Genomic DNA, 26,035 nt, shown 5'->3' with positions numbered 1-26,035 from the left:
AACCCAACCTAGACGCCGCGAGCGCCGCGATCAGCGGAGCTTCCGGCATCGCCTGTGAAAAAAGCGACCGGTACTTCGTTTGCATTCGGTGCCCTGCCTGAAGCGGCCTTTGCCTCATGGATAAGCGTCGGAGCATCATACGCCATCATCAGCATTTTGCTTGAAATCAGAACGCATGATCGGGCGGGCAGGCACCCCGCGGGCGACGACCCTGAACCCGGCGCGAGCGAAGGTGGAGGCGTATCCACTGCCGGAAGCGCTCGGCGATACATCGGCATCAAAAGGATAGGCCTCAAGTGCAGGGGCGTTTGCGTGCCTTGCAGCTTCCAGCGCCGCTGCGATCAGGTGGATGTGATGCTTTGCCGGCGGTATCTTTTTCGCACGTAGAGGCAGGACAAGGACCAGACCGGCGCATCATCCACTCGCTTGAGCTGCCACTGCCGATCGAGCCAGGGCACGGCATCGTGCGGTGTCACCTGGCACCAGCCGACAGCAGTATCGCCTTCGAAAGCAAGTACGCCCGGAGGCGGACCATGCTCGACGGCTTGCCGGAACGCAGCCTTGTTTTCCTCGCCTGGTCGCTTTCGATAAGAACTGCCGATCCGCCCGTACGTACACCAACAGCGACTGCAGACGGCGCTCTCCCTGAACAGCTCCTCGATCGCGGGCCATAGATCTGGCGTCAGAGGGCGAGAGGTAAGTTTCATGTCAGCTGCCTTTCTCAACTCACCGTGCGCAGTTTAGCACCTGGCTGTGCGCGTTGACGCATCGGTGCCATCCCGATACGGGAGAAGATCGATATCGAGGGGATTTTGGCGCATGGTGCATTACGCGGACGGGCGGCCGATTGGCGATCTGACGCTGAGGACGCTGGCCATGCCTTCCGACGCCAATGCGGCGGGCGACATTTTTGGCGGCTGGGTGATGGCGCAGATGGATCTGGCCTGCGGCATCCGTGCCGCCGAACGCGCCAAGGGCCGCGTGGTGACGGCGGCGGTGAAGGAGATGTCGTTCGCCAAAGCGATGAAGATCGGCGACACGCTGTGCATCTATACGCATGTCGAGCGCGTCGGCCGCACCTCGATGACGCTCAAGGTCGAGGCGTGGGCGCAGCGCTACCTCTCCGACCTAATGGAGAAGGTCACCCACGCCGACTTCGTCATGGTGGCGCTGGACAGCGAAGGCAAGCCGAAGGCAGTTCCGGCTGAAAGCTGACCGGCTGGATGCGGTCGGCTTAAAGTCGAAAGGCAACGCCGCTGCCAGCCTCTCGCAAGGAGACGCGAACAGCGAAGCCGTAGGATGCTTTCATATTCGCGTTCGCACATTTTCGTGAGGGGCATGGGGCAAGACAATGCGTCAACGACCGCTGAACGGCGCATTGGCAGGCGCTTGCAGCCTTGTTCTGCCTGTTGGCCGGGACCGCCTATACCGAGGTCAAACGAGACGAGGCCGCAGCCAGTTGCGCCTCCGAAAACCACACCCTAAATCGGCAAGCGACCAAGTGCGAAATCTGCGTTGCAACGACGTGCCACACCGGCGCGATGAGCGTGAGCAATTGCGGCAAAGGGGCGCCCTGCGCCATCGACGCAAGGTGTCAATCGGCCCCGAAATCGAAGCGGATCTCTGCGGGCCGGAATGCAGATGCAGCCGTAGAAATCGTCTAAGCTACACGCCGCGCACAAACCCTTGCAGCGCAAGAGTTTCAGGCATGAATCCCATCGAACCTCGCCCGCGCGGCCTTGACCCGCTCGGTGTTCTTGCGCGCCCATTCGCCGAGCGCACCGACCGGCACAAGAAGCTCGTAGCCAAGGTCGGTCAGCTCATAGTCGACGCGCGGCGGAATGGTCGGGAACACGGTGCGGGTGACGAAACCGTCGCGCTCAAGCCCACGCAATGTGGTGGTCAGCATCTTCTGCGAAATGCCGCCGACGGCGCTGCGCATTTCGTTGAAGCGCAGCGGCCCGTCACCGAGCTTGCCAACGACGAGTACGGTCCATTTGTCGCCGACGCGCTGCAGGATTTCCGAGATGGCGCGGCAGTCCTCGGTGCGGTGCGGGTGCCTTGGTAACAAAAAGGTGCCTCCTTGCGCCTCATGAGTGCAGTCACTCATATAGCTCAGGTATCTAAACGATACCAGAAATTTGCCTGAAGGAGAGCCCCTCTATGTCCAAACCCAAAATCGCCATTGTCGTCGGTTCGACCCGCGCCGCACGATTTGCCGACGTTCCGACCCAGTGGATCGCCAAGATCGCCAAGTCGCATGCCGACATCGACGTGGAGGTGGTCGACCTGCGCGACTTCCCGCTGCCGTTTTTCGACGAGGTCGCATCGTCTGCCTGGGCGCCGTCGCAGAATGACTTGGCAAAGCGCTGGCAGAAGAAGGTCGCCGAGTTCGACGGCTTCATCTTCACCGCCGCCGAATACAACCATGGCCCGACGGCCGTGCTGAAGAACGCGATAGACTACGCCGCCAATGAATGGAACAAGAAGCCGGCCGGCTTCGTCGGCTATGGCAGCGTCGGTGGCGCGCGTGCCGTCGAGCAGCTGAGGCTGCATGCGGTTGAGCTGCAGATGGCGCCGGTCAAGTCCGCCGTCCATATTGCCTGGGCCGATTTCCTCGCCGTCAGGCAAGGTGAAAAGAAGCTTGACGAGCTCGAGCACCTGAACCAGGCGGCGACCGCGCTGGTCAACGACGTTGCATGGTGGGCCAAAGTGCTGAAGGCGGCGCGTCAGGCCGACGCGGTGGCCGAGGAAGTCAAGGCGGCCTGAACCGCAGACCAGAACAATCCTCCCAAGGATTCCGGGGCGGCGCTTGCGTCGCCCCTTTTTTGATTCAGGCTAGGGCTGGTATTCAGGCGAAGACTGGCGGGCGCGCCTGCCGAGGCCTGATGACGCAATCGGCGAGGCGGTCCATTTCGTTCAGCTCATCCGCATGGTGCTGGCCCCACTCGCAGAGCGCCAGAAGAATAGGCTCGAGGCTAAGGCCGAGTCGCGTCGCCGAATATTCGACGCGTGAAGGAATTTCGGCAAAGATCTCGCGTCTGACAAGGCCGTGTTCCTCCATTTCACGAAGCTGCTGGATCAGTACTTTCTGCGTGATTTCAGGCACCAGCGTCTTCAGTACCGACAGCCGCCGGGCTTCATCGAAGAGATGGTAGAGAATGACAGCCTTCCATCGCCCCGAGATCACCTTCAGGGCGCGTTCCGCCGGCAGCATGGGCAGTCTTTTGGTCGGCAGCCTTTTGGTCAGCTTGGCCATGGTCACCTCCTGGTCAGCAGGGGACAAATGAGTGTGTAGTCGCGATCAGGCAGATAGTGGCAAACAGCAGCCGATGCCATAGCGATGGGTGCATGCCATGAGAGCCATTCAACTGAACCGTTTCGGCGGCCCCGACGTCCTGGACGTCGTCGAGACACCGAAGCCTGAGCCGCAAGCAGGCGAGGTGCTGATCCGCGTTCATGCGGCCGGCGTGAATTTCTTCGAAGTGCTGATGCGCGGGGATCGCTACGCGGTGACGCCGGACCTGCCGATGGTCCTCGGCGTCGAGGCAGCCGGGACCGTGGAGGCGGTCGGGCAAGGGGCGGACACCTCGCTGACCGGGACACGCGTCGCGGCGCCGCTGTTCGCTTCGAAGCGCCCCTTTGGTGGATATGCCGAGTATGTGACGATCGACGCAAAGCTGGCCGTACCTCTGCCGGACACGCTCTCATTCGAAGATGCGACGGCCTTGATGGTGCAGGGACTGACGGCCTTCCATCTGCTGCGGCAAAGCCCGCCCGCCGGCAAGTCGGTACTGGTCACTGCAGCCGCGGGCGGTGTCGGCTCGTTGCTTGTCCAGCTCGCCAAACGCCAGGGCGCCAGCGCCGTGATCGCGGTCGCCGGCAACAGGGCCAAGCTCGATCTTGCCCTGTCGGTTGGAGCAGATGCCGCGGTCGACTACAGCATGTCGGATTGGCCCATGCGTGTGCGGGAAGCGGCAGGCGGCGCCGGCGTCGATATCATCTACGACGTTGTCGGCGGCTCGATGACGGCTGCGTCGCTGGTGGCTCTCGCGCCTGGCGGAGAGCTGGTCTTTGCGGCGCTGGGCAGATACGCGATCGGCGGCTCGGAACTGGAAGCGATGATCACCCGGAACCAGTCCTTGCGAGGTTTTGCCCTGCTGCCGCTGCTCTCTGCCGATGGCCTCAGGGCCAGCCTGTCGGAGGTTTTCCACCTGGCCGCCAGCGGCCAGCTCGCCGTGACGCAAGGCGGCCGCTATCCGCTCGACCAGGCCAACGAAGCGCATCGCTCGCTGGAGGAGCGCCGCTCGACCGGCAAGGTCGTGCTGGCGCCTTAGTATCGTGGTCGATTAATTGTGCACCGGCCGATCGTGGAATCTGTCCGTTTTGCGCCAGAAGCTGACCTTGAAGATATTGGTTCTCAGGTGTATTTTGTTCAAAATGACGCCGAGGTCATTTGCCGTCAACGAGGCGAGGCTAGGCATTCGCGGCCAAGGCGGCTGCAGCGCGATCCCAGCGCCGTTGGCTCAGAACATCTCGATGGCGGCCAGGAAGTCGCGCAACTCGTTCTCGACGGCCATGGCGCGCCGCAGCGCCTCGATATCGATTCTGGTCGCAAGCTGACTTGCGGACATGTTCTTCACGTACTCCGGCCACTGCTGGAGCAATTGCTGCATCGCGACCTGCGTCGTCGGTGGTTGATGCGTCGCATATCCGGCCAAGTGCCGCAGCAGGAAGCCTTCGCGGGCGGGACGCTGCCAGATGATTGTCGCGCCGATTCGGTTGAGGATCATCGGAATCTGCTGATCGCGATTGGCCGACACGCCATATCGGTCACGGTCGATGAGAAGGTACTTCTCGTCGTAGGGTTCGCGTGTGCGCTCGATCTGCTTGATGACCTCCTCGGCGCGCGTCACCAGATCGAGCGGATCGCCACCGCCGGGCTGCAGCGATTGCGGGTCGAGATGGACCTCTGATGCACGTCGTTGAGGATGCGTGACACCAGCGTGATGTAGCTGCGCTCGCCGTCGCCCTCGCAGCCGACGAAAATCCGCCGGCGTATGACTTGGTTGCGTGGCATGCGATGGGGCGACCTCATCTCAACCGATCTGTGGCACAGCGCCGAACACGCCGCTCAAGTACTTCCTATAAAAATTGTCCTCACGACGGATGCCCTTGATGTCGCTCATGCCGTAGACCGTGGTCCGGCCGGCCGAGTCCTTCTCAGTGAAGAGGATCTCCTCCTTGACTAGGGAGTCGAGGAGCGATGCGTTGTGGCAGGTCATCCAGAGCTGCGCATTCAACGGGTTACGCTCCCGGTCGTGGAACCACCGCAAGATTTCCGGCAGCACCAACGGGTGGATCGAGGCGTCCATCTCGTCGATCAGCGCAACGCCGCCGGTTGCAAGGACCTGGGCTATCATCGGATAGAGCTTCAGGAAATGGCGGGTTCCAGCACTCTCTAAATGGAGCGGCATTGGCACGGCGAGATTGTCGTGGACAAACTGGAAGGACGGCCGGCCCTGGTCCTGCACCACGTTAACCTGCTTGATGCCGAGGTCGATGCGGGCGATCTCACGATTGACGAGCTGCAGCTGAAGCGGGTTCGTTGCGTACTGCTGGATCATCAACTCGTCGCTGACCTCGGCGTGCTCGATGAAGATGTTCGAGATCACCGTAGCGACGCCTTCCCAGATCCGCGTCGCCTGCTGGTGCTTCAACTGGTAGAGGGTCGCATGACGCTAGCGTTCGTGCGCATTACGGTTTCCAGCGACTGCTTGAACGGTGCCGTCAAGCCGAACGCCCGAGCGGTGGGGCGTGTGTAATGTCAGCTTAGGGTTAAGAGCTGACCCTCGAACAGGTCTACACAGATTGTCACCGCACAATCTCGCGATGGCCGCCGGGCAGGCGCGTGGCGATGAGCTTGTCGATGCGGCGGCCGTCGAGGTCGACGACCTCGAAGCGCCAGCCCTGCGCATCCACGCATTCGCCGGTCGCCGGCAGATGGTGCAGGTGCGACAGCACGTAACCTGCGACAGTCTCGTAGTCGCGATTCTCGGGCAGGTCGATGCCGAGCACGTCCGCCATCTCGTCTGCCTGCATGTAGCCGGCGAGCAACCATGAGCCGTCCTCGCGTTTGACGGCGTTTTCCTCGTCGCCGGCGTCGAGGTCCGCCCGGAAGACGCCGGTGATGGCTTCCAGTATGTCCGCCGGGGTGACGATGCCTTCGAAATGGCCGTATTCGTCATGGACCAGCGCCATCGGTACGTTGGATTCCCTGAGTGTCGAAAGGACATCCAGCGCGTCGGCCTGGTCATGGACGATGGGAGCGGTGCGCACGTGCCGGCGCGGGTCGAGCGCGCGACCGCCAAGCATGGCGGCCAGCACGTCGCGGGTCTGGACGACGCCGATCATGGCGTCGACACTGCCATCGCCGGCTGGCAGGCGCGAATGCTGGGTCTCCATCAAGAGCTTGCGGGTTGCCGCGTCATCGGACTGCAGGTTGATCCAGTCGACCTCGGTGCGTGGCGTCATCACCGCGCGGACGGCGCGGTCGCCGAGCCGCATGACGCCGGCGATCATGCGCCGCTCGTCGGATTCGATGGTGCCGTGATGCTCGGCCTCGGCGACCAGCATCTTGATCTCCTCGTCGGTGACCTTCTCCTCGCTTTCACCGCGTTGACCAAGCAGCCAAAGCATGAAGCGGCCGGAAATGTCGAGCAGGAAGACCAGCGGCGCCGAGACGGTGGCGAGGATGGTCATCGCCGGAGCAACCCTGGCGGCGACGCGTTCGGGATCGCGCAGCGCGATCTGCTTGGGCACCAGTTCGCCGATGATCAGCGAGAAGTAGGTGATGAGGGCGACGACGATGCCGACGCCGATCGGATCGGCAAGACTTTCCCGAATACCGGTCGATGCCAGGAATACGGACAGCCGATCGCCGAGCGTGGCACCGGAAAAAGCGCCGGACAGAACACCGACCAGCGTGATGCCGATCTGCACCGACGACAGGAATTTGCCGGGATTGGCGCCGAGCGCCAAGGCCCGGCCGGCGCCCTTGACGTGGCGGTCGATCATCGCCTTGAGACGGGCCGGCCGTGACGAGACGATGGCAAGTTCGGACATTGCTAGAAGGCCGTTCACGCAGATGAGGACGACCACGATGGCGATTTCAGCATAGAGCATGCGAGGTCAATAGCATTGCGGCGCGGTCTTCGAAAATAGATGGCCGTCATTTTTCATGCCGGCGGGCGCAACCATCTCACACCGCATCCCATGATGGTGACGAAAAATGCTCGATCAGGGCGACGATGAGCCGGAGGCCAGCGGCTCGTCTTGCGCCTACGGCAACTGCAGCAGCACGCCCACTACCGCCTTGCCGTCGGTGAAATAGGGATCGCCGCCGCCATTGCGCCCGGTCTTTGTCGCACCGATGCCCGATATCTCGCTGATCGAGATCAGCATGCCTGCGGCAGAAAGGTTGCGGATCAGGAAGTCGCGCTCGGCGTCGATGTCGGGACCGATATGGTGAGTGATCGCGCCGGTGTCGTGGCTGAGGCCGACGCCGCGATCGAAGCTTGCCGACCCCAGCCAGAGCGGCCGGCCATCGTCTCCGGTCGCATCGGTCTGCCAGAAGCGGACGTGATGACGCCGGTCGGCACTGTCGCCGACCGGCTTCTCGAAGGCGAGATCCTGTGCACGGCCTTCGAATAACAACCGGCTGACCGGCGCGTCGGGATACGGCCGATCGAACAGCACGCTTTCGCCGATCTCGATCGCGGTCTTCAGCGTGAGGGCGTCGGCCATGTCCCATCCGGCGACGGCGAAGGCGTGGACCAGCTCTTTTTTGGTACCGACAAGGCCGACATTGATTGGATCGCCCGCAATGCCTTGCGGCGTGTGCGTCACCATCTGGAAGCGCTGCGTACGGAAATTGCGGTCCCGCAGGGTCCAGAACTCCGGTGCGGCGAAATAGGCGAGCACGAGATAGCCGGCACAGAACGCCACCAGCCAGATCGTTGCGCGTCGTCGAAGGCTTCGTCGGCTCACGAGATACCACCCAGGTGGTACGGCATCACCTTTATGTGGCGTCATTCTACGCGGCGGCGCAGACCTTGGGCAGTGGGTATGTGCTCGCTGTCATGTTGTTTGGAGCATCGGATTATCCCAAAACCGGTATCCACTTTTGGGTCCGATGCTCTAACGGCAGGCGCGGTAGCCGTTCTTGCGGTTCTTGATGTCGAAATGGAAATGGTTGCGGTGGTCGTAGTTGTAGCCGGGGCCGAGCACAGTGGTGAAATACTGGCAGCCGTCGGCGCGCACAGTGTTGAGGAAGCCGCGCGTGCGGAAGGCGAACAGGCCGGGCTTGCGCACGTCGATATCTTTGCCATTGCCGAGCTCGATGCTCATGACGTCGAGCGCGTTGCCCTTGCCGTGCTCCGACAGCACGCCTTCGCCGGCGATCCTGCGGCAGGAATAGCTCGATCCCTGGCGAATGGTCCTGACGCCGGAGAAATAACGCCAGCGGGCGGACGGGACCAGTTCATTCCTGGCCCAGCCGGCGAAGGTGGCGGCCATGTCGCAGGTCAGCGTCGCGGCCGGCTTCATCCCGATGCGGCCGATGGCTGAAATCTTGACCGGATAGTCGATGCCGCACTGGCCTTCGCGGATCGGCGCAAGGTCGGTGTAGACGACGCCCAGGCGCTTCAATTCCTTGCGGCAGTCGACCTCGCTGGCCGGCATCTGTTCGGTCGGCGCCATCGGCTCGTCCATGCGCGGATAGGCGGCGGTCATGTATGGGTTGGACGGGACGAGGCGCTGCATTCCAGCGTATTTCGGGCCCGCGTAGTTCGGAACGGCTGATGTCTGGCTGCCGACATCGACGGCCGGTTCCAGCGAAAGCACGCTGCCAGTGGTGCAGGCCGAGATCACTGCGATGGCAAGCCCGCCGGCAATCATGCGCGCGCGCCTCATTTGCCGCACGGCGACAGACGCTGCGCGAAATATCCCGGCCATTGGCAGGTTCCCAGTCCCCGAGCCTGATCCCGATCAGGCCTGTCTCATCGTTTGATCGTGATCATTTTTCGGGATCAAGATCAGACGAGACGGAGCTTAACCGCCAAGAGTAAAGGAAAAATCAGCGGCTGCGTTTACGGCTGCGGCCAAATTGCGGCGCGCATGTCGGTCGTCACTGGCAGAAGGTGCCGCCGTTGCGGCGCGGTGCAAGATCGAGATGGAGATGCAGGGAATGATCCGCATCGCTGCCCGGGCCGAGCACGGTCTTGAACGGTCCGCAGGCTGCCTTGCGCACCGCGTTCAGGAATTTCGCGTCCTTTTCAGGCGGCACTGGGCCGACGTCGATCCTTCTCCCATTCGACAAGGTGAAGCTGGCGATATCGAGCGCATTGCCGAAAGCGTGCTCCGACAATTTCCCGCCGCCATTGCGTTGTCGGCAGACGAAGGCGGATGCCTGGCCGACCGACTTGAGACTGGCGCCGAGCTCGGCCTTGGCCGCCGGCTGGATGATATTGGCAGCGAAGCGCGCGGCGGCCTCGGCCATCTGACAATTCAGCTCGGTTTCGGGGGTGATATCCAATGACTTGCCCAGCGTCTTCAGCGCGATCGGATAGGGAATGGAGCAGCCTACCGCCGCATCGTGCTCGGCCTTACGTTCCTCGAAGTCGACGCCCATCGACTTCAGCCGCCTGCGGCAGGCAAGTTCCTCCTCCGGCATTTTTTCCTGCGGCACCGAGGCCGAGCGCGGGTCGGGAGGGATTTCTTTCTCCTGCGCTTGCGCCGGCTTCTCCGGCGGTTTCGGGGCGGCGGCCGGTGGTTCCTCCTCGGCGGGCTCTTCGGACGGCGTAGGAGCGATTGCCGGCGGCTCCGGCCGGGCTTCCTTATGCTGGTCCGACTTCTGCTGGTCCATTTTGTCGGTCGCAGGTTGATCAGACTTTGGCGCATCCGCGGGGCGCGGCTCGGGGACCGGGACGTCGGCAGGTGCGGCTTCTTGCGCTGATTGCGGCTGATTGAGCTCCGGGGCAGGCATCGTTTCAGGCAATTCCGGAGCTTGGGCCAGGGCCGCTCCTGCGGACAGCATCGCCACCGCCAAAGGTAGCGCCAATCTGATCAATCCGGCCAATCTGATCGATGTGGGAGGGGTCAGCGCCGCCATTCGCCCTTAACGGCGGGCGAATGCGGAAGTTGCCTGAACGAAGGTTTTGGCCGATCACAAACGGTAACCGCGGTGTTACGCACCGATCGCTTCCAGCCCTTCCTCCAGCCAGTCGGCCAAGAGCGGCATGCCGAGCAGATATTTCGCCGTGCGCTTGTTGGCGCGCTCGCGGGCGGCCGTCAGCGCGTCCGCCCATTCCGAGGCGTCATAGTCGCCGCGGCCAACCCAGGCGAGGGCGACGAGTTCGGCCGCCTCGTCGACATTGAGGTCGTTAATCAGTTCGCGCAGTTCTTCTTCGGTGAGGTCTTCGGAACGTTCCTCGACGAGTCCGTCATGATGATGGTTGTCATGCGCCTCGCTATCGAGTTCTACCTCGTGCTCGGCGCCATCGGCATAGTCTTCGTTGACGGCGGCGCTCAGCGCCTTCGCCTTGAGGATGAATAGGCGCACCGTGTCGGGACCGATCGAAAGCTCCCATTCTTTTTCAAGGCGCCGCTGCACTGGCCGTCTCCGCATACTCCGTTGCCGTTTGCTGGATGATAGCGAATTTGCAGCGCTCGTCACGTCATGTTCGGCGCTTCTATTTTCCGACTGGCGCGGATCGTTGAAAAGGCTTTCAATGGCCATGACTTTTTTCCGGGATGAAACGGCTTTTGCCCGGCGTTAGTCTTGCATTGTCATGCCTCAAGGAGAGTTCGATGCGCAGACGATTGCTGATCCAGGTTCTGGCGGTTGCCGCCCTGCCGCTGTTTGCTGTCCCGGCGTTTTCGGCCGGTGAAGGTGGAGGCGGTGGCGATGGCGGCCAGACGACACAGTGCAAGAAAGGCACGGTCTGGGACAAGAAGCTGAAGAAATGCGTGGCGCCCAAGCAAGGCATGCTGGACGACGACAACATCTATGAAGCCGGCCGCGCGCTGGCGATGGCCGGACGTTATGACGAAGCGATCGCCGTGCTCAGCCTGGCTGCGGACAAGAAAGACCCTCGCATTCTCAACTATCTCGGCTACTCGCACCGCCATTCCGGACGCGTCACCGTCGGTCTTGGCTATTACGAGGAAGCGCTGCGCATCGATCCGAACTATACGCTGGTACGTGAATATCTCGGCGAGGCGCATCTGCAGAGCGGCGATCTCGCCGGCGCCCAGGAACAGCTCCGCGAGATCGAGAAACGCACCGGCAAGGGATCTCGTGAATACGGCATGCTGTCCGAGCAGATAGACCGTTTCATGAAGAGCTGATTCAAAGCCCGAACACTCCTCACACCGGCTGTGAGCAATCGCAGCCGGTTTTTTTGCCGCTCGCCCGGCCAGCCGTGCTGCCGTGACGGCATTTCAAAAAAATGGCGGGTGAATTTTTCAAAACCGATTTTTTGGCGTGAAAAACCCGCGAAGATTGCTATATTGGAGGAAATTGCGGTGAGACGGTTCCGTTAGCCCGAGGCTGCCGGACCGTTTTCTTTTTGTACCCCATCGACAAGGTCGCTCCCGGAATGCGGGGGCGGCGGCAGGAGAGGTCAGGCATCATGAACAAGGTCCCGATGACAGGCGAGGGGTTCGCGTCATTGAAGGAAGAGCTGCGCTGGCGCCAGCAGGAAGAGCGGCCGCGCATCATCGAAGCGATCTCCGAAGCGCGCTCGCATGGCGATCTTTCCGAAAATGCCGAATACCACGCGGCGAAAGAGGCGCAGAGCCTCAATGAAGGCCGCGTCAACGAGCTTGAGGACTTCATCGCGCGTGCCGAAGTGATCGACATCACCAAGCTCAGCGGCGAAAAGGTCAAGTTCGGCGCGACCGTGGTGCTGGTCGACGAGGACACGGAAGAGAAGAAGACCTACCAGATCGTCGGCGATCAGGAAGCGGACGTGAAGTCCGGCCGCATCTCGATCTCCTCGCCGATCGCGCGGGCGCTGATCGGCAAGGAAGTCGGCGATGCCATCGAGGTCAATGCGCCAGGCGGTGCGCGGGGCTATGAGATCGTCCAGGTGCAGTTCATTTAGGGTAAAGCGGCAGGATTGTTCTTGAATCGCGCTGTTTTAACCCGACGATTGCGCTGCTCCTCATCGCCCTGCCGGGCACTTCTCCCCGTATAGAACGGGGAGAAGGACGCCTTCGCAAAGGATTTCGCCAATCTCCAGCGTTGCAGAGCGGGTGTCGAGTTCGCGTTCAGCCCCCTTCTCCCCGTCCTATACGGGGAGAAGGGGGCTGGCAGGCGGATGAGGGGCGGCGCTGACCTTTCCGATTGCATTGATTGAATAAATCAATTCTTGCCGGCGCCGGCCTGACCAAGCGCCTGGCGCTCAAGCAGCCTCTCTGCCTCCGCCATCACGCCCCCGGGCGTGACGCGGCTGCCGGCTGCGGCCAGCAGCGTTGACGAGAACGGCCCGCGCGGGCCGGTCAGGCCGGGTTCTGTCGCCAGAAACACAGCGACGGTCGGCAGGCCGAAGGCACTGGCGAGGTGGGTAAGGCCGGTGTCGGCGCCGATGACCAGCACCGACCGGCCGATGATGGCGGCGATCTCGGCAAGCGGTGATTTGGGCACCAGCACAGCCTGTGGAACGGCTTGGGCGATCGCCTCGGCAACCGCCTTTTCCCTGTCGTTAGACCAGGTGGTGACCGGCGTCATTCTTCTTTCCACGAGAAGCCGGGCAGTCTCAATCCAGTTGCCGACCGGCCATTTCTTGTCCTCGCGGCTGGTGCCGTGCAGCAGGAAGGCGGTTTTTTCGCCGACAAAGGTCGAACCGACCCCCGGCGGCACGATGCCGGACTCCAGCCCGGAAAAATCCGGTTCATAGCCGAGCGCCAGCCCGAACAGCCTCCTTGTGCGTTCGATGGCGTGCAGATCGCGCGGCACACCATAGCGGCGGTCGTAGAACAAAGTCGCCGAAGGCTCGCGGGCGCTCGACCGATCGAAGCCGGCGATCGGCGCCACAGCCCGTTTCGCCACCAGGGCCGACTTCAGCAATCCTTGCGCGTCGATGACGAGATCGTAGCGGCAATCCCGCAAGGCGCGGCGCAGTGCCGCCGCCTCGCGCCATGTGCCTCGGCCGAGCGGGCTTGTGCGCCAGCGCCGGATCGCCACGGTGTGGATGGTTGCGATCGCCGGATGCAGCGCCACGATGCCGGCAAAAGCCTCTTCCACACACCAGTCGAACGACACATCCGGCCGGTTGCGGCGCGCATCCTCGACGGCCGGAAAGGTGTGGATGACGTCACCCATCGAGGATGTCTTGACGATGAGCACCTTCATGCGGTGGCCGGCATTTCCAGCAGCCGTTCCGCCGCTGCCGCGACCTGTGCCACCTCAAGCGTCTTCAGGCAGTTGAGATGGCCGAGCGGGCAGATTTTCTGGTGGCAGGGCGAACAGGACAGGCCGAGCCAGACCAGCTCGCGCTCCTCGGCGAGCGGCGGCGTATTCTGCGGCGAGGTCGAGCCGTAGACGGCTACGATCGGCGTGCCGACCGCGGCGGCAACATGCATCAGCCCGCTGTCGTTCGACACCGCAAGCCTGGCCGCGGCGATCAGGTCGATGGCGTCCTCCAGCCGCGTCTGGCCGGCGAGGTCGACAGCGCCTGGTGCAAGTGTGGCGATTTCCGCCGTCACCTCAGCGTCGTTCTTCGATCCGAACAGCGCGACTTTCAGGCCTTTCGCTATCATGTCGCGGGCAAGACCGGCGTAGCGTTCGCTCGGCCAGCGTTTGGCCGGGCCGAATTCAGCGCCGGGCATAAGTGCCACGAATTTTTCCGCCTCCAGCCCGAAGCGGCCCAGCAATTCCGCCTGGTTTTTTGTATCGACAGCGAGCTTAGGAGCGCGGAACGTGCCCCCTTGCGCGAGGCCGAAATAGGCCTGCGCCGTGCGCCGTTTCAAATGGTCGGGCAAGGCAACGATATCGGTCAGCAGCCCGTAGCGCATTTCCTTGAGATGGCCAACGCGGCGCGGAATGCGGGCAAAGAACGGGACCAGCGCCGACTTCCAGCTTCCGGGCATGACATAGGCGATGTCGTATTGGCCGCGCAGCAGCCGGCCGAAGCGCCTGCGCATGCGGAATTCCAGCGCGCCGGATTTCAGCGGCAGTTCGATCTGCTGGCGTATTTCGGGCATGCGCTTGACCAGTGGCGCCGCCCATGCCGGGGCCAGCACGTCAATCGCGGCGTTCGGGTGAAGCTCTTTCAGGGCCGAGAACAGGCACTGCGCCATCACCATGTCGCCCACCCAGCGTGGGCCGATCACGAGGATCGTTGGGCTTTCAGCCATTCGACATAGTCTCTGACGCCGGTTTCCACTGTGCGAAACTGACCATTGTAACCGGCTGCGCGCAACCGGGACATATCAGCTTGCGTAAAACTCTGGTAGCTGCCCTTGAGGTGATCGGGGAAGTCGGTGAACTCGATCTCGCCCTTGCCCAGCGTGCCGATCACCGTTTCGGCAATGGCGCGGAACGGCTGGGCAAGGCCGGTGCCGCAGTTGAAGATGCCGCTTGAGCCCCGTTTCCACAACCATAGATTGACGTCGGCAACGTCGCCGACATGGATGAAATCGCGGCTCTGCTCGCCGGGTCCAAAACCGTCGTAGGCGCCGAACAGTTTCGGATTCTGGCCTTGCTCGACTTGGTTGAACAGGTGGAAGGCGACCGAGGCCATAGTGCCCTTGTGCGCCTCGCGTGGTCCATAGACGTTGAAATAGCGCAGGCCCGCCACCGGCGAATGATCGGTATCGAAGACGGTGCGGCGGACATAGTCGTCGAACAGCTTCTTTGAATAGGCATAGACATTGAGCGGGCGTTCGCATTCCGGCTCCTCGCGAAACTCGGCGCCGCCGCCATAGACGGAAGCCGAGGAGGCATAGAGGAAGGGCACGCGCAGTGCGAGGCAGGCGTGCAGCAGCCGCTTCGAATAGGCGTAGTTCACCTCCATCATGAACTTGCCGTTCCATTCGGTGGTGGTCGAGCAGGCGCCCTGGTGGAAGACGGCCTCGATGCGACCGAGGTCCCCGGCCTCCATCCGCGGCAGGAAATCGTCCTTGTCGAGATAATCGGCGATCTGGAGGTCGGCGAGATTGGCGATCTTGTGGCCATCGGTCAGGTCATCGACGACGACGATGTCGCTGATCCCTTCGGCATTGAGCGCGGCGACGATGTTGGAGCCGATCATGCCGGCGCCGCCCGTGACGATGATCATGAAAGCCTCTGGTATCTCGTGCCGATTCCGGCCCTTATAGGGGAGGCTTGCGGGGCTGTCGATAAAGCAGGTCGCAATCCGGCGGTTGGGTGAGCGCCACAGTGCCGCCGCAAAGCTTTCGCTTCAGTCGGCGATCCACCGGCGAAGCACGACAGGAGCAAGGCTAAATGCCGTCAACCGAACTGCTTATCGCCTTTTTCGCCACCACGGCGATCTTTGCCTACATCCCCGGTCCGGCGATGCTTTACGCTGCTGCACAAACGATGGCGCGCGGCCGCTGGTCCGGCTTGACGGCGGCGTTGGGTATTCATCTTGGCGGCTATGTGCATGTCATCGCAGCCGCTGCCGGGCTATCCGTGCTTTTCCACGCCGTGCCGACGCTCTACATCGCGGTCAAGCTGGCCGGCGCATTCTATCTGATCTGGCTGGGTGTCTCGCTGTTCCGCGCCAGGGCGCAAGACGATGCTGTTATGCCGGGCATTGAGCCGAAATCCGCCCGCTGCGCCTTTTTCGAGAGCATCACCGTCGAGGTGCTCAATCCCAAGACTGCAATCTTCTTCATGGCATTCCTGCCGCAATTCATCGACGCGTCGGCGACGTTTCCCGTCTGGCTCCAATTCCTCGTCCTCGGGACGATCGTCAATCTGATGTTCTCCTCGGCAGACGTCATGTGCGTGGTGCTGGCAGGTGCGCTGATCACCAGGCTGCGGCGCTCGAGCCACGCGCAGCGGCTCATGCGGCGTGCAGGCGGTGCAGTGCTCGTCGGTTTGGGCGTTCATGTGGCTTTGCAGAAAAGCTGATCCGTCGACCGCCGTTGGCTATGATCCGCTCAGCGCCTGCCGTTGCGTTGGGCCGAATTGCGGTATATCGGCTTCGCCATGAACGACCAGCCCTGCCAGTCCAGCGCTTTCACAGCATCGGAACCGGCCCCCATTGCACGTCGCGGATGACATGAGCGAGCAATACCTGCCTTCTCCCGAACCCCTTCACCGCGCCATCTCGCGGTTCAGCAACGTCACCGTGCTGGTGGTCGGCGATTTTATCCTCGACCGTTTCGTCAACGGCATCATCGAGCGGATTTCGCCCGAAGCGCCCATTCCGGTGCTGCGCGGGCGTGGTGAAACGTCGGCGATGGGCGGCGCCGGTAATGTCGTCGCCAACATCGTCTCACTCGGCGCTGCCGCGATACCGCTTTCGGTGATCGGCGAGGATCAGGCCGGCGACAATCTCATGCGCATGCTCGCTGAGTTTGGCGTCGACACTGGCGGCCTCGCGCAGGACGCGAACCGGATGACCTCGTCGAAAAGCCGCTTCAGCGCGCTCAACCAGCAGGTGCTGCGTTTCGACGAAGAGGAAATCAAGCCGCTGGGCGACGCGGAGCGGGCGACGCTGATCCGGCATTTCCGCACCGCGCTCGCGCAGGCCGACATCGTTATCCTGTCCGACTACGGCAAGGGCATGCTGCTGGACGGCGTCGCCGGCGAACTGATCTCGATCTGCCGCGAGGCGGGAAAGCCGGTGCTCGTCGATCCTAAGGGCCGCGACTATGCGTGCTATGCCGGGGCGACGGCGATCACGCCCAATCGCAAGGAACTTGGCGAAGCGGTCGGACGCGCGGTGTTTGCCGATGACGAGATCGTGGCCGCGGCACGTGAGCTGATCTCGGCACATCGCTTCGATTTCGTGGTCGCGACGCGCAGTGAAAAAGGCATGAGCGTCGTCGGCGCGGACGATGCCCGCCACATCGCTACGCAGGCGCGGGAGGTGTTCGACGTTTCCGGCGCCGGCGACACTGTGATTGCGACGTTTGCGTTGGCCCTGGCTGCGGGCGCCGACCGCATCATGGCCGCCGCCATCGCCAACGCGGCGGGTGGCGTAGTGGTGGGAAAGCGCGGTACCGCGCGGCTGACGGTCGAAGAGCTTACCGGCGCGCTGTTTCGCTCGCATGGACCGATTGCCCACAAGGATGCAATCCTCGATGCCGCTGCCGCCGCACGGCTGGTTACGACGTGGAAGGACGAAGGCCTGAGCGTCGGTTTCACCAATGGCTGCTTCGATATCCTTCACGCCGGCCATGTCAGCCTTTTGCATGCGGCGCGCAGCCAATGCGACCGGCTGGTTCTCGGCCTCAACAGCGATGCCTCGGTGCGCCGGTTGAAAGGGCCAGGGCGCCCGGTCAACGACGAGCATGACCGCGCCTGCGTGCTGGCGGCGCTTGCCTCGGTCGATGCCGTCGTCGTCTTCGAGGAGGACACGCCGCTCCCGCTGATCGAGGCGCTCAAGCCCGACATACTGGTCAAGGGCGCCGACTATACAATCGATCAGGTGGTCGGCGCCGAAATCGTGCAAAAGGCGGGCGGCCGCGTCGTGCTGGTCGATCTCGTCGCCGGCAAGAGCACCACCGGCACCATCGGCAAGTTGCGCGCCGGCAGTACAAACTGAGGGTTTCATGTCCGAACTGAACGAATACCTGGTCCGCTCGGCGGCCGCGATCACCGCCATGATCGAGCGCGACCTCACCGACGAGATGGAGCGGGCGGTGGCCGCCGTCGTCGCCGCGCTTTCGCAGGGCAAGGCGCTGCTGATCTGTGGCAATGGCGGTTCGGCCAGCGACGCCATCCACATCGCCGGCGAACTGGTTGGCCGCTTCTTGAAGGAGCGTAAGGCCTACAACGTCATCGCGTTGCCGGCCAATGCGGCGGTGCTGACCGCCTGGGGCAACGATTACGGCTTCGACACCGTGTTTTCACGCCAGGTCGAGGCGCATGGCTCGGCGGGTGCTGTGCTTCTCTCCATCTCGACCAGCGGCAACTCGCCCAGCATCCTTTCTGCTGCTGAACAGGCGCGCATGATGGACATGACGGTGATCAGCCTGACCGGCGACACCGGCGGCAAGCTCAAGCCGCTCTCCGACATCCTGCTCAACGTGCCCTCGACCTCGACGCCGATCATCCAGCAGGGGCATCTTTGCCTCTACCATCATCTGTGCGAAATGGTCGAAGCGCGCCTCTGTGATGGCTGATAGGGACGACGCCGTCAGGACCTCGCAGCCGTACCCGCTCGAAGAGCCGGGGCTCTGGGTCGAGCGGATTGGTACCTCGGTTTTTGCAGCTGGCACGCCGGCGCTGTTCCTCGACCGCGACGGCACCATCAATGTCGATAGCGGTTATCCCAGCGATCCGGCTGACATCGTGCTGCGGCCGGAGATGCTGCCAGTGATCCGAACGGCGAGCATCGCAGGCGTTCCTGCGATCGTGGTCTCCAACCAGTCAGGTATAGCCCGCGGCTATTTCGGCTGGCCGGAGTTCGCCGCAGTCAATGCTCGGCTGCTGACACTTCTCGAAGCACAGAATTGCCGGATCGACCTGGTGCTCGCCTGCGCCTACCATTCGAGCGGGACGGGTGAACTGGCAGTAGGTGATCATCCGATGCGCAAGCCCAATCCGGGCATGCTTCTGCGCGCCCGCGATCTGCTGGGCGTGGATATCAGCCGATCAGTCATCGTCGGCGACAAGGCCGATGACATGGAAGCCGGACGGCGCGCCGGACTTTGCGAGGGCTGGCTGGTGCGCGGCAGATCCAATCGGCCTTCTGGCGATGGTATATTCACGACGCGTAAACTGACGACCGGCAGCGACCACAGCAAACTCTGCGAGACCATCGCCGAACTCGGCAGGGGTTAGATTCTCGCTTCGCTGAAAGCCACCAGGCCCTCGTCCTTGACGCGACGGATGGTCAGTGCAGTGCGCACCGTGTCGACATTCGGCGCCGAGGCCAACTCCTCGATGACGAAGGTCTGAAAGGTGCCGAGGTCGCTCGCCACACAATGCAGCAGGAAATCGGATTCGCCCGACACCATCCAGGCGTCGCGCACGATCGGCCAACCGCGGGTGCGTTCGGCGAAGGTTTTCAGCTCCGCGTCGGCCTGGTGATGCAGGCCGATGAGACAGAAGGCGACGACATCCAGGCCGAGCGCCGGCGCATTGAGCAAGGCGCGATAGCCGCGGATGATGCCGGTCTCTTCCAGCCGCCTGACGCGACGCAGGCATGGCGGCGCCGAAATGCCGACGCGGCCGGACAGCTCGACATTGGTCATGCGACCGTCATGCTGAAGCTCGCGCAGGATCTTCCAGTCGATGGCATCGAGATCGGCTTTGAGCGGCATGGATACCTTCGGCGCTTCACGCAAGAATCTTTCGTGATTTTGTAAAACGACTTTGGTGTCCATTCCATCCCTTCAGTCGGTGATTTTCGGACAGTCACCGCGCAAGATGTTCATTGATCGTCTGTTTGTGAGGAAGCTTTCCGGGGACGAAGGTCAGGTCGTCTTGCTGGCGTCGCCTGCAACACCTAGATTAGGGCCGATATCGACCCCTGTGCCGGACGCTTCATTCGCGTCCGGTTGTTGTGAAAGCCCTGATATGACGTCCAAGCACGCACCCGTTCTCATCATCGGCTCCGGTCCCGCCGGCTATACGGCGGCAATCTACGCCGCCCGCGCCATGCTGAAGCCGATGCTGGTCGCCGGCCTGCAGCAGGGCGGTCAGTTGATGATCACCACCGATGTCGAAAACTATCCGGGCTTCGCCGATCCGATCCAGGGTCCCTGGCTGATGGAACAAATGCTGAAGCAGGCCGAACATGTCGGCACCGAAATTATCAACGACATTATCACCGAAGTAGACCTCAACGTGCGTCCGTTCCGTGCCAAGGGCGATTCCGGCGCCACCTATACGGCCGACGCGCTGATCATCGCCACCGGCGCGCAGGCGAAATGGCTGGGCATCCCGAGCGAGCAGACCTTCATGGGCTTCGGCGTATCGGCCTGCGCCACCTGCGACGGCTTCTTCTATCGCGGCAAGGATGTCGCGGTGATCGGCGGCGGCAATTCGGCGGTGGAGGAGGCGCTCTACCTTTCCAATCTGGCAAAGAGCGTGACGGTCATCCACCGGCGCAGCGACTTCCGCGCCGAGCGCATCCTCAGCGAGCGGCTGTTCAAGAAGGACAATGTCCGCGTCATCTGGGACACTGTCGTCGACGAGATCACCGGTCAGTCCGGTAAGATGCCGCTGCCGCCGTCGGTGGAAGGGCTGAAGCTGCGCAATGTGGTGACCGGCCAGGAGATGCATCTGACGGTCGACGGCGTGTTCGTGGCGATCGGCCATGCGCCGGCGGTCGAACTGTTCGCCGGCAAGCTGAAGCAGAAGCCGAACGGCTATCTGTGGACGGCGCCCGATTCGACCTGCACCGACGTGCCGGGCGTGTTCGCCGCCGGCGACGTGACCGACGACATCTACCGCCAGGCGGTGACGGCGGCGGGGCTCGGCTGCATGGCCGCGCTCGAGGCGGAAAAGTATCTCGCCGGGATCGAAGTTCACCGCGAAGCGGCGGAGTAAGGAAGCGGCCGAGAAAAGCCGCGCAAAAGCCTGATTTTTCATTCAGGCGCTAAAAACAGGCAAACGCCAAAAAACAGAGCGAGGGGCATTATGGCGTTGGACTGGGACAAGCTACGCGTGTTTCACGCTGCGGCGGAAGCTGGGTCGTTCACCCATGCCGCCGAGACACTGCATCTGTCGCAGTCGGCGATCTCGCGGCAGGTCAGCGCGCTCGAACATGACGTCGGCGTGCCGCTGTTTAATCGCCATGCCCGCGGCCTGGTGCTGACCGAGCAGGGTGAGATGCTGTTCCGCACGGCCCATGACGTGCTGATGAAGCTGGAGACGATCAAGTCGCGGCTGACCGAGGCCAAGGACCGGCCCTCCGGCGTGCTCAGGGTGACGACCACGGTGGGGCTCGGTGCCGGCTGGCTGACCGAGCGCGTGCAGGAATTCATCGAGCTCTATCCCGAGATCAGTCTGCAGTTGATCCTGGCGAACGAGGAACTCGATCTCACCATGCGCCGGGCGGACTGCGCGATCCGGCTGCGCCAACCGCAGCAGCCTGATCTCATCCAGCGCCGCCTGTTCACCGTGCATTTCCATCTCTACGCCGCCCCTTCTTACGTCAACAAGTATGGCAAGCCGGCGTCGATCGCCGAGTTGAAGAGCCATCGCATCGTCACCTTCGGCGTGCCGGTGCCTGCGCATCTGTCGGAATTGAACTGGCTGGAAACGGTCGGCGATTTCGAAGGCGGGCAAAGGGTGCCGACGCTGCAGATCAACGACATATTGTCGATTAAGCGCGCGGTACAGGGTGGCGCCGGCATCGCCATGCTGCCCGACTATGTCGTCAGCAAGGACTCAGGGCTGGTGCAGTTGCTGCCGGAGACCGAAGTGCCGTCCTTCGACACCTATTTTGCTTATCCCGATGCGATGAAGAACCAGGCGAAACTGCACGTCTTCCGCGACTTCATTATTGCCAAGGCCCGAAGCTGGTCGTTCTAGGGTACGTCGATATTCAGGTTATGCCGGCCTGCGAACGGCTGATACCTGCGCTTCCGGTACTCACGACCGATGTCCGCTCCGTTCCGTTTCTCGGAACCCACCATTCTCGACTCGGCCTGACCTGAATCTCAACACACCCTGAAACGGCGCAGCTCCGTTTTACGGCTCACCCGCGCCATGGCGTCAGGCGGGGTAGCCAGCCGGAGACGGCGCGGCGGTACCCCTCGTAGCCGGCGCCATAGCGGCGGGCAAGCGTCGGTTCCTCGTAGAACTTCACGAACGAGACCAGCGATGGCGGCGATGATGGCGTAGGCGACGAGAGCCCAGCTCGAAAACAGCAGCGCCTGGCCAACGATGATCGCCAGCACCGCCACATACATCGGGTTGCGACATGGCGGTAGATACCACTGACAACCAGTCGCTCGGTCGGCGCGACCGGGGCGGGCGTGCCCAGGCCTTCGAAGGCAAAACGGGCGAAGGCATGAAGCAGCAAGGCCGCTGCGCCGACAAATCAGGATCCAGCCGACCGGGACCAAGCCGGGCTGGGTCGCCCATGGCAGACGATAGCGATCGGTCAGCAGCCAGGACAGCAATCCCGCGACCACACCGGGCGCTGCGATGAAGAATAGCGCGCTGCCGGCGATCGCCTGAGGTGTCCTCATCGAGGCTACCTTCTCGAGCGACGTGCGTCCACTTGGACGCACAAAGTGCGCTCTAGCACTTTGAAATCTACGCATCGTGCTTTCCGAAAAGCGATTCCAATTTCGGGTCGATGCGCGGCTGCTGCAAAAATAAACGCGCGCTGCCTGATTCGACATCATTCGTTGTTTCTGCGTTCCGGATCGAGAATCGGCTCTGATTCGCTACTTCGCAATGGTTTTTGCCTGGCTGTGCACCGCATTTCGACGATTCTGCTGGTCCTATGAGGATAAGGAATGGGTTAGACCACAGCCTGTGTCATTTTGCATGTGTGTGTTGCAAAATAGATGCTTGTTTCTTGGGCATGATGAGCACATATATAGATCATCTCCTGGGCGCGTTCTCCTCCCATTAGCGCCCTTGAGTGTTCCCCTCTGGAGGTTAGCCTTAACAGGCACTTCCAATCAAACTCAGCCGGATCTTCATTGATCCGGCTTTTTTGTTGCCCGAAACCTGCTGGCGCCAAGGGAAAGCCGACCGACATTGTCACGTAACAGTGACATGTAACCTCAGGTAACATGTCACAGGCGCCCAGCATCGACTAAGCAGATCATAGGACGCGGTGTGGTTCGTGCGGGAGATGGGGGCATCACTCGGACGATCCGGGCTCAGGCGGCTGCCGCGTCCGAACCATTCTTCCGCTGAGGCCATCAGGCGCCGGCGGCATGTGCGGCGGACCTGCCGTTTCGCCTCCCACGAAGACGGTCCGCAAGAAAGCGGCGTCCGGATCGTTCCGGACGCCGTTTCCTTGAGTTCTGCCCCCGAGGCAACGGCGCCAAAATCCAGTGTCAGGCGGCCTTGCCATTGGCGTTCAACGCTTCGTCGGCCAGGCGGCCGGTGAGTTCGGCCATATGGTCGAAGCTGGCAAGATAGCTGGCCACGCCTGCGGTGGCCGAACGCAACTCGATGATCAGGTCGCCGATCTCGGCCTGCGGCATGGTCGCCTCGACGACGTCCCATCCCGGCCAGCCGGGCCGCGCATCGTAGCCGAGGATCTGGCCGCGCCGCTGCGGGATAAGGGCGATGATCCTTGATGTCGCGTCGGACGGCGTAACGATCTCGACTTTCATGATCGGTTCGAGCAGCACTGGCGAGCAGGCGGCCATGCCTTCCTTCATCGCCAGCTTCGCCGCCATCTGGAAGGCCATGTCCGACGAATCGACGGCGTGATAGGAGCCGTCGGACAGGTTGACGGCGACATCGACCACCGGAAAGCCGAGCGGGCCGGATTTCAGATAATCACGCACGCCGGTCTCGACCGACTGGATATAGGTTTTCGGCACGGCGCCGCCGGTGATGGTATCGGTGAATTGGAAGCCGGAGCCGCGCGGCAGCGGCTTGATCTCGATCACAACGTCGCCGAACTGGCCATGGCCGCCCGACTGCTTCTTGTGGCGGCCACGCTGCTGCGCCGTTTTGCGGATCGTCTCGCGATAAGGCACGGCCGGCGGATGACCTTCGACCGGGATCTGGTTCTTGCCTTCCAGCCGCTCGCGCACGACGCGCAGATGCATCTCGCCATGGCCCGACAGCACGGTTTCGGCCGAATCCTGATTGTGGCGCAGGCTGAGCGAGGGGTCTTCTTCGGCAAGGCGCTGGATGGCCGCCGACATCTTCACTTCGTCCTTGCGTTCCTTCGGGCGCAGCGCGAAGGCGAAGACCGGTTGCGGCGGCGCCAGCGTGACCAGCGGCTTGATGCCGCCCTTTGCCGAGCTCAGCGTCTGACCGGTCGTGACGTCGTCCAGCTTGCCGAGCGCGACCGTGTCGCCGGCCCTGGCCGAGGTGAGCTTGGTCTGGTCCTTGCCGAGCATCCTGTAGATGCCGGAGACCTTTGCCGTGGCGCCATTCGAAAGGAAGAGCTCGGAGGCGTCGGCAAGCTGGCCGGACAGGATGCGCGAGACCGACAGCTTGCCGCCATGCGCGGTGTGAATGGTCTTCATCACCTGGACTACGGTCGCCTTGCCGTCAGGTGCGCCGAGGCGCTTGCGCGTTGCTTCAACATCAGGCGCGTCGTGGCGGATCGTCTTTAATAGCCGCAGCACGCCATTGCCCTTCTCGGCGGTGCCGATCAGCACCGGCGTCACCGCGCCGTCACGCAGATCGGCAGCGAGGTCGTCGAAGATCGCGTCCTTCGGCGGCTCGATCTCTTCGAGAAGCTGCTCCATCAACTGGTCGTCATGATCGGCGAGCGTCTCCAGCATGGAAAAGCGCGCCTCCAGTTCGCGCGCCTTGTCGTCGCCGGGAATCTGGGCGACCTCGCTTTCGGCATATTCGCGATAGATGTAGGCGCGCTCCAGAGCCAGATCGATCGAGCCGATGACGACGCCGTTCTTGCGCAGCGGAATCTGGCGAAGCAGCAACGGCACCGAGCTTGCTGGCTGCAGCATCTTCAGCGTGTCGCGCACGCCTGATATCGCCTTGTCGACCTTGTTGAGGAACATGATGCGCGGCACGCCGAGATCGTCGAGCTTGCGCATGATCAGCTGCAGGGCAGGGATCTTCTTCGCGTCGGCTTCGGCAACGACCACGGCGATGTCGCAGGCGGCAAGCACCGGCTCGGCCTCGAAAGAGAATTCGATGGAACCGGGACAATCGACGAAGGTGAGTTGCTCGTCCATGAATTCGGTGGTCGCAAAGGTCGCCTCGACGCTCATGGCGTGGGCGCGTGCCTCGGGTGAATGATCGGAAACGGTGTTTCCCGAGGAAACGGGATTCTGGCGGGGAATGGCGCCCGTGCGGGCCAATATTGCTTCGAGAAGTGTCGTCTTACCGCTTGCAAAGGGACCGACTATGGCAATGCATTTCGGTCCCGTGCGTCGTCCTCCGGCGCGAGTTCCCATGACTGACCTCCACTCAGGCGTTTCCCTGGGAGCGGCGGCCGGCCTGTCGACCGTCGCGGGCGGGGCTTTTTTCCGTTTGCCACCTACCCAAAGGCATCGTCCCACGGGTTAGCCGGGAGGGCAAGGGATTTGAGATCGCCTGATGTCGCAGATGTTGAGCCGTGATCGGCGAAGCCGTCGATGCGAGCCCAGCCTCCCATCAAATCCCGCGACAAAGCCCGTCGCTGAACAGCCGCAAAAGCGGTTGCGCCATGATGGTTATCGGAAGAAAGTGCCCGCTTCTTGCGACAAAAAGGAACGGTCGTCGCCGACTGATCCGCCATCAGCTTGAGGACTCGCGACGATGAAGATCATTCCCTGCGGCAGCGTGCCGACCGTTATTGCGCCGGAAAAATACTTTACCGGCCGTGTGTGGCAGACGCCGATCATCGAGAAGGAAGCGCCAGCGCGGCTGCGCGCCGTCATGGTCAGTTTCGAACCCGGCGCGCGTACCCACTGGCATACGCATCCGCTGGGCCAGACGCTCTATGTCGTGTCAGGCGCCGGCCTCGCACAAAGCTGGGGCAAGCCGGTACAGGCGATCAGGGCCGGCGACGTCATCTCGTTTGCGCCTGATGAAAAGCACTGGCATGGCGCCGGTCCAAAGTCGGTGATGGCGCATATCGCCATGCAGGAGGCGCTCGACGGCGTCCATGCCGACTGGCTGGAGAAGGTGACGGACGAGCAGTATGGCGGCTGAGGCTTTTTGAGCCCACCAAACTCGATGGGT

The 26,035-nt window shown here is 62.6% G+C and carries 28 protein-coding genes and 1 pseudogene; 12 read left to right on the top strand and 17 right to left on the bottom strand.

Going from position 1 to position 26,035, the window contains the following annotated elements:
• Positions 1 to 341: 341 nt before the first annotated feature.
• Entirely contained in the window at positions 342 to 707 is a 366-nt protein-coding gene (locus tag NKH36_RS29915; protein WP_352961302.1) for a GNAT family N-acetyltransferase, read from the bottom strand.
• Between the two features lie 112 nt (positions 708 to 819).
• Between NKH36_RS29915 and NKH36_RS29910 the strand changes: the two genes are divergently transcribed.
• A complete protein-coding gene (locus NKH36_RS29910; RefSeq protein ID WP_123148439.1) occupies positions 820 to 1,215 on the top strand; it encodes an acyl-CoA thioesterase in 396 nt (131 codons plus the stop codon).
• A 487-nt stretch (positions 1,216 to 1,702) separates the two neighbouring features.
• Here NKH36_RS29910 and NKH36_RS29905 read toward each other — a convergent pair whose 3' ends face one another.
• Positions 1,703 to 2,071, bottom strand: a complete 369-nt coding sequence (locus tag NKH36_RS29905) for a winged helix-turn-helix transcriptional regulator (protein ID WP_352961304.1) — start codon at positions 2,069 to 2,071, stop codon at positions 1,703 to 1,705.
• A gap of 92 nt (positions 2,072 to 2,163) precedes the next feature.
• Between NKH36_RS29905 and NKH36_RS29900 the strand changes: the two genes are divergently transcribed.
• Positions 2,164 to 2,769, top strand: a complete 606-nt coding sequence (locus tag NKH36_RS29900; RefSeq protein WP_352961306.1) for an NADPH-dependent FMN reductase — start codon at positions 2,164 to 2,166, stop codon at positions 2,767 to 2,769.
• A gap of 82 nt (positions 2,770 to 2,851) precedes the next feature.
• On the opposite strand, the gene NKH36_RS29895 is transcribed toward NKH36_RS29900, so the two are convergent.
• The gene (locus NKH36_RS29895; protein ID WP_352961308.1) at positions 2,852 to 3,259 is read right to left on the bottom strand and encodes a winged helix-turn-helix transcriptional regulator; all 408 of its coding nucleotides are present in this window, start codon (positions 3,257 to 3,259) and stop codon (positions 2,852 to 2,854) included.
• Positions 3,260 to 3,356: 97 nt separating this feature from the next.
• Here NKH36_RS29895 and NKH36_RS29890 point away from each other — a divergent pair, with 97 nt between their 5' ends.
• The gene (locus NKH36_RS29890) at positions 3,357 to 4,337 is read left to right on the top strand and encodes a quinone oxidoreductase family protein (protein WP_352965632.1); all 981 of its coding nucleotides are present in this window, start codon (positions 3,357 to 3,359) and stop codon (positions 4,335 to 4,337) included.
• A 189-nt stretch (positions 4,338 to 4,526) separates the two neighbouring features.
• Here NKH36_RS29890 and NKH36_RS29885 read toward each other — a convergent pair whose 3' ends face one another.
• The 8 genes from NKH36_RS29885 to NKH36_RS29850 all read right to left on the bottom strand — a co-directional run bounded on the left by NKH36_RS29885 (position 4,527) and on the right by NKH36_RS29850 (position 10,672).
• A complete protein-coding gene (locus NKH36_RS29885) occupies positions 4,527 to 4,916 on the bottom strand; it encodes a hypothetical protein (protein ID WP_352961312.1) in 390 nt (129 codons plus the stop codon).
• Positions 4,913 to 5,080 (bottom strand): hypothetical protein, encoded by a 168-nt coding sequence (locus NKH36_RS29880; protein ID WP_352961314.1) that lies wholly within the window; start codon positions 5,078 to 5,080, stop codon positions 4,913 to 4,915. The genes NKH36_RS29885 and NKH36_RS29880 overlap by 4 nt, the downstream gene beginning before the upstream one ends.
• A gap of 19 nt (positions 5,081 to 5,099) precedes the next feature.
• Entirely contained in the window at positions 5,100 to 5,720 is a 621-nt protein-coding gene (locus NKH36_RS29875; protein WP_352961316.1) for an AAA family ATPase, read from the bottom strand.
• A gap of 154 nt (positions 5,721 to 5,874) precedes the next feature.
• Positions 5,875 to 7,185: a hemolysin family protein gene (locus NKH36_RS29870; protein ID WP_352961318.1), complete on the bottom strand. Its 1,311-nt coding sequence runs from the start codon at positions 7,183 to 7,185 to the stop codon at positions 5,875 to 5,877.
• A 156-nt stretch (positions 7,186 to 7,341) separates the two neighbouring features.
• Entirely contained in the window at positions 7,342 to 8,049 is a 708-nt protein-coding gene (locus tag NKH36_RS29865) for an LssY C-terminal domain-containing protein (RefSeq protein WP_352961320.1), read from the bottom strand.
• Positions 8,050 to 8,199: 150 nt separating this feature from the next.
• On the bottom strand, positions 8,200 to 9,015 hold the full coding sequence (locus NKH36_RS29860) for an extensin-like domain-containing protein (RefSeq protein ID WP_352961322.1): 816 nt from the start codon (positions 9,013 to 9,015) through the stop codon (positions 8,200 to 8,202).
• Between the two features lie 172 nt (positions 9,016 to 9,187).
• Positions 9,188 to 10,171: an extensin family protein gene (locus NKH36_RS29855; protein ID WP_352961324.1), complete on the bottom strand. Its 984-nt coding sequence runs from the start codon at positions 10,169 to 10,171 to the stop codon at positions 9,188 to 9,190.
• A gap of 75 nt (positions 10,172 to 10,246) precedes the next feature.
• The gene (locus NKH36_RS29850) at positions 10,247 to 10,672 is read right to left on the bottom strand and encodes a DUF3775 domain-containing protein (protein WP_023799808.1); all 426 of its coding nucleotides are present in this window, start codon (positions 10,670 to 10,672) and stop codon (positions 10,247 to 10,249) included.
• Positions 10,673 to 10,869: 197 nt separating this feature from the next.
• On the opposite strand from NKH36_RS29850, the gene NKH36_RS29845 reads away from it, so the two are divergent.
• On the top strand, positions 10,870 to 11,409 hold the full coding sequence (locus tag NKH36_RS29845; RefSeq protein WP_352961326.1) for a tetratricopeptide repeat protein: 540 nt from the start codon (positions 10,870 to 10,872) through the stop codon (positions 11,407 to 11,409).
• A gap of 284 nt (positions 11,410 to 11,693) precedes the next feature.
• The gene (gene greA, locus NKH36_RS29840) at positions 11,694 to 12,167 is read left to right on the top strand and encodes a transcription elongation factor GreA (RefSeq protein ID WP_023799806.1); all 474 of its coding nucleotides are present in this window, start codon (positions 11,694 to 11,696) and stop codon (positions 12,165 to 12,167) included.
• A gap of 260 nt (positions 12,168 to 12,427) precedes the next feature.
• Here the strand turns inward: greA and waaC are convergent, their stop codons facing one another.
• From waaC to rfaD, 3 genes are read right to left on the bottom strand one after another with little or no spacing between them, the layout of a single operon-like run.
• Positions 12,428 to 13,417, bottom strand: a complete 990-nt coding sequence (gene waaC, locus NKH36_RS29835; RefSeq protein ID WP_352961329.1) for a lipopolysaccharide heptosyltransferase I — start codon at positions 13,415 to 13,417, stop codon at positions 12,428 to 12,430.
• Positions 13,414 to 14,421 (bottom strand): lipopolysaccharide heptosyltransferase II, encoded by a 1,008-nt coding sequence (gene waaF / locus NKH36_RS29830; RefSeq protein ID WP_352961331.1) that lies wholly within the window; start codon positions 14,419 to 14,421, stop codon positions 13,414 to 13,416. Before waaF ends, waaC begins: the two co-directional genes overlap by 4 nt.
• Positions 14,394 to 15,344, bottom strand: a complete 951-nt coding sequence (gene rfaD, locus NKH36_RS29825; RefSeq protein ID WP_352961333.1) for an ADP-glyceromanno-heptose 6-epimerase — start codon at positions 15,342 to 15,344, stop codon at positions 14,394 to 14,396. The genes waaF and rfaD overlap by 28 nt, the downstream gene beginning before the upstream one ends.
• A 167-nt stretch (positions 15,345 to 15,511) precedes the next feature.
• Between rfaD and NKH36_RS29820 the strand changes: the two genes are divergently transcribed.
• The 4 genes from NKH36_RS29820 (at position 15,512) to NKH36_RS29805 (ending at position 19,027) form a co-directional block, all read left to right on the top strand.
• Positions 15,512 to 16,144, top strand: coding sequence for a LysE family translocator (locus NKH36_RS29820; RefSeq protein WP_352961335.1), 633 nt, complete (start codon positions 15,512 to 15,514; stop codon positions 16,142 to 16,144).
• A 151-nt stretch (positions 16,145 to 16,295) separates the two neighbouring features.
• On the top strand, positions 16,296 to 17,786 hold the full coding sequence (rfaE1, locus tag NKH36_RS29815; protein ID WP_352961337.1) for a D-glycero-beta-D-manno-heptose-7-phosphate kinase: 1,491 nt from the start codon (positions 16,296 to 16,298) through the stop codon (positions 17,784 to 17,786).
• A gap of 7 nt (positions 17,787 to 17,793) precedes the next feature.
• Positions 17,794 to 18,366: a D-sedoheptulose-7-phosphate isomerase gene (locus NKH36_RS29810; protein ID WP_352961339.1), complete on the top strand. Its 573-nt coding sequence runs from the start codon at positions 17,794 to 17,796 to the stop codon at positions 18,364 to 18,366.
• On the top strand, positions 18,359 to 19,027 hold the full coding sequence (locus NKH36_RS29805) for a D-glycero-alpha-D-manno-heptose-1,7-bisphosphate 7-phosphatase (protein WP_352961341.1): 669 nt from the start codon (positions 18,359 to 18,361) through the stop codon (positions 19,025 to 19,027). Before NKH36_RS29810 ends, NKH36_RS29805 begins: the two co-directional genes overlap by 8 nt.
• On the opposite strand, the gene NKH36_RS29800 is transcribed toward NKH36_RS29805, so the two are convergent.
• Positions 19,024 to 19,509 (bottom strand): Lrp/AsnC family transcriptional regulator, encoded by a 486-nt coding sequence (locus NKH36_RS29800; protein ID WP_352961343.1) that lies wholly within the window; start codon positions 19,507 to 19,509, stop codon positions 19,024 to 19,026. The two genes, NKH36_RS29805 and NKH36_RS29800, sit on opposite strands and share 4 nt — an antisense overlap.
• 256 nt (positions 19,510 to 19,765) lie before the next feature.
• Here NKH36_RS29800 and trxB point away from each other — a divergent pair, with 256 nt between their 5' ends.
• Both trxB and NKH36_RS29790 read left to right on the top strand, forming a co-directional pair.
• The gene (trxB, locus tag NKH36_RS29795) at positions 19,766 to 20,740 is read left to right on the top strand and encodes a thioredoxin-disulfide reductase (RefSeq protein WP_352961345.1); all 975 of its coding nucleotides are present in this window, start codon (positions 19,766 to 19,768) and stop codon (positions 20,738 to 20,740) included.
• 90 nt (positions 20,741 to 20,830) lie between these two features.
• On the top strand, positions 20,831 to 21,727 hold the full coding sequence (locus NKH36_RS29790) for a LysR family transcriptional regulator (protein ID WP_023799796.1): 897 nt from the start codon (positions 20,831 to 20,833) through the stop codon (positions 21,725 to 21,727).
• A 166-nt stretch (positions 21,728 to 21,893) separates the two neighbouring features.
• Here the strand turns inward: NKH36_RS29790 and NKH36_RS29785 are convergent.
• Together NKH36_RS29785 and NKH36_RS29780 are read right to left on the bottom strand one after the other, a co-directional pair.
• A pseudogene (locus tag NKH36_RS29785) lies at positions 21,894 to 22,389 on the bottom strand (methyltransferase family protein).
• Between the two features lie 825 nt (positions 22,390 to 23,214).
• Positions 23,215 to 25,266 (bottom strand): elongation factor G, encoded by a 2,052-nt coding sequence (locus tag NKH36_RS29780; protein ID WP_352961347.1) that lies wholly within the window; start codon positions 25,264 to 25,266, stop codon positions 23,215 to 23,217.
• A 343-nt stretch (positions 25,267 to 25,609) separates the two neighbouring features.
• Between NKH36_RS29780 and NKH36_RS29775 the strand changes: the two genes are divergently transcribed.
• Complete coding sequence (locus NKH36_RS29775; protein WP_352961349.1) at positions 25,610 to 26,005, top strand: (R)-mandelonitrile lyase; 396 nt, start codon at positions 25,610 to 25,612, stop codon at positions 26,003 to 26,005.
• The last annotated feature ends 30 nt before the right edge of the window (positions 26,006 to 26,035 follow it).

Origin of the sequence: Mesorhizobium sp. M1312, assembly GCF_040318115.1 — a bacterium.
Taxonomy (GTDB): domain Bacteria; phylum Pseudomonadota; class Alphaproteobacteria; order Rhizobiales; family Rhizobiaceae; genus Mesorhizobium.
Note: the sequence above shows the minus strand (reverse complement) of the source record. Positions and strands in the feature narration are given on the sequence as shown.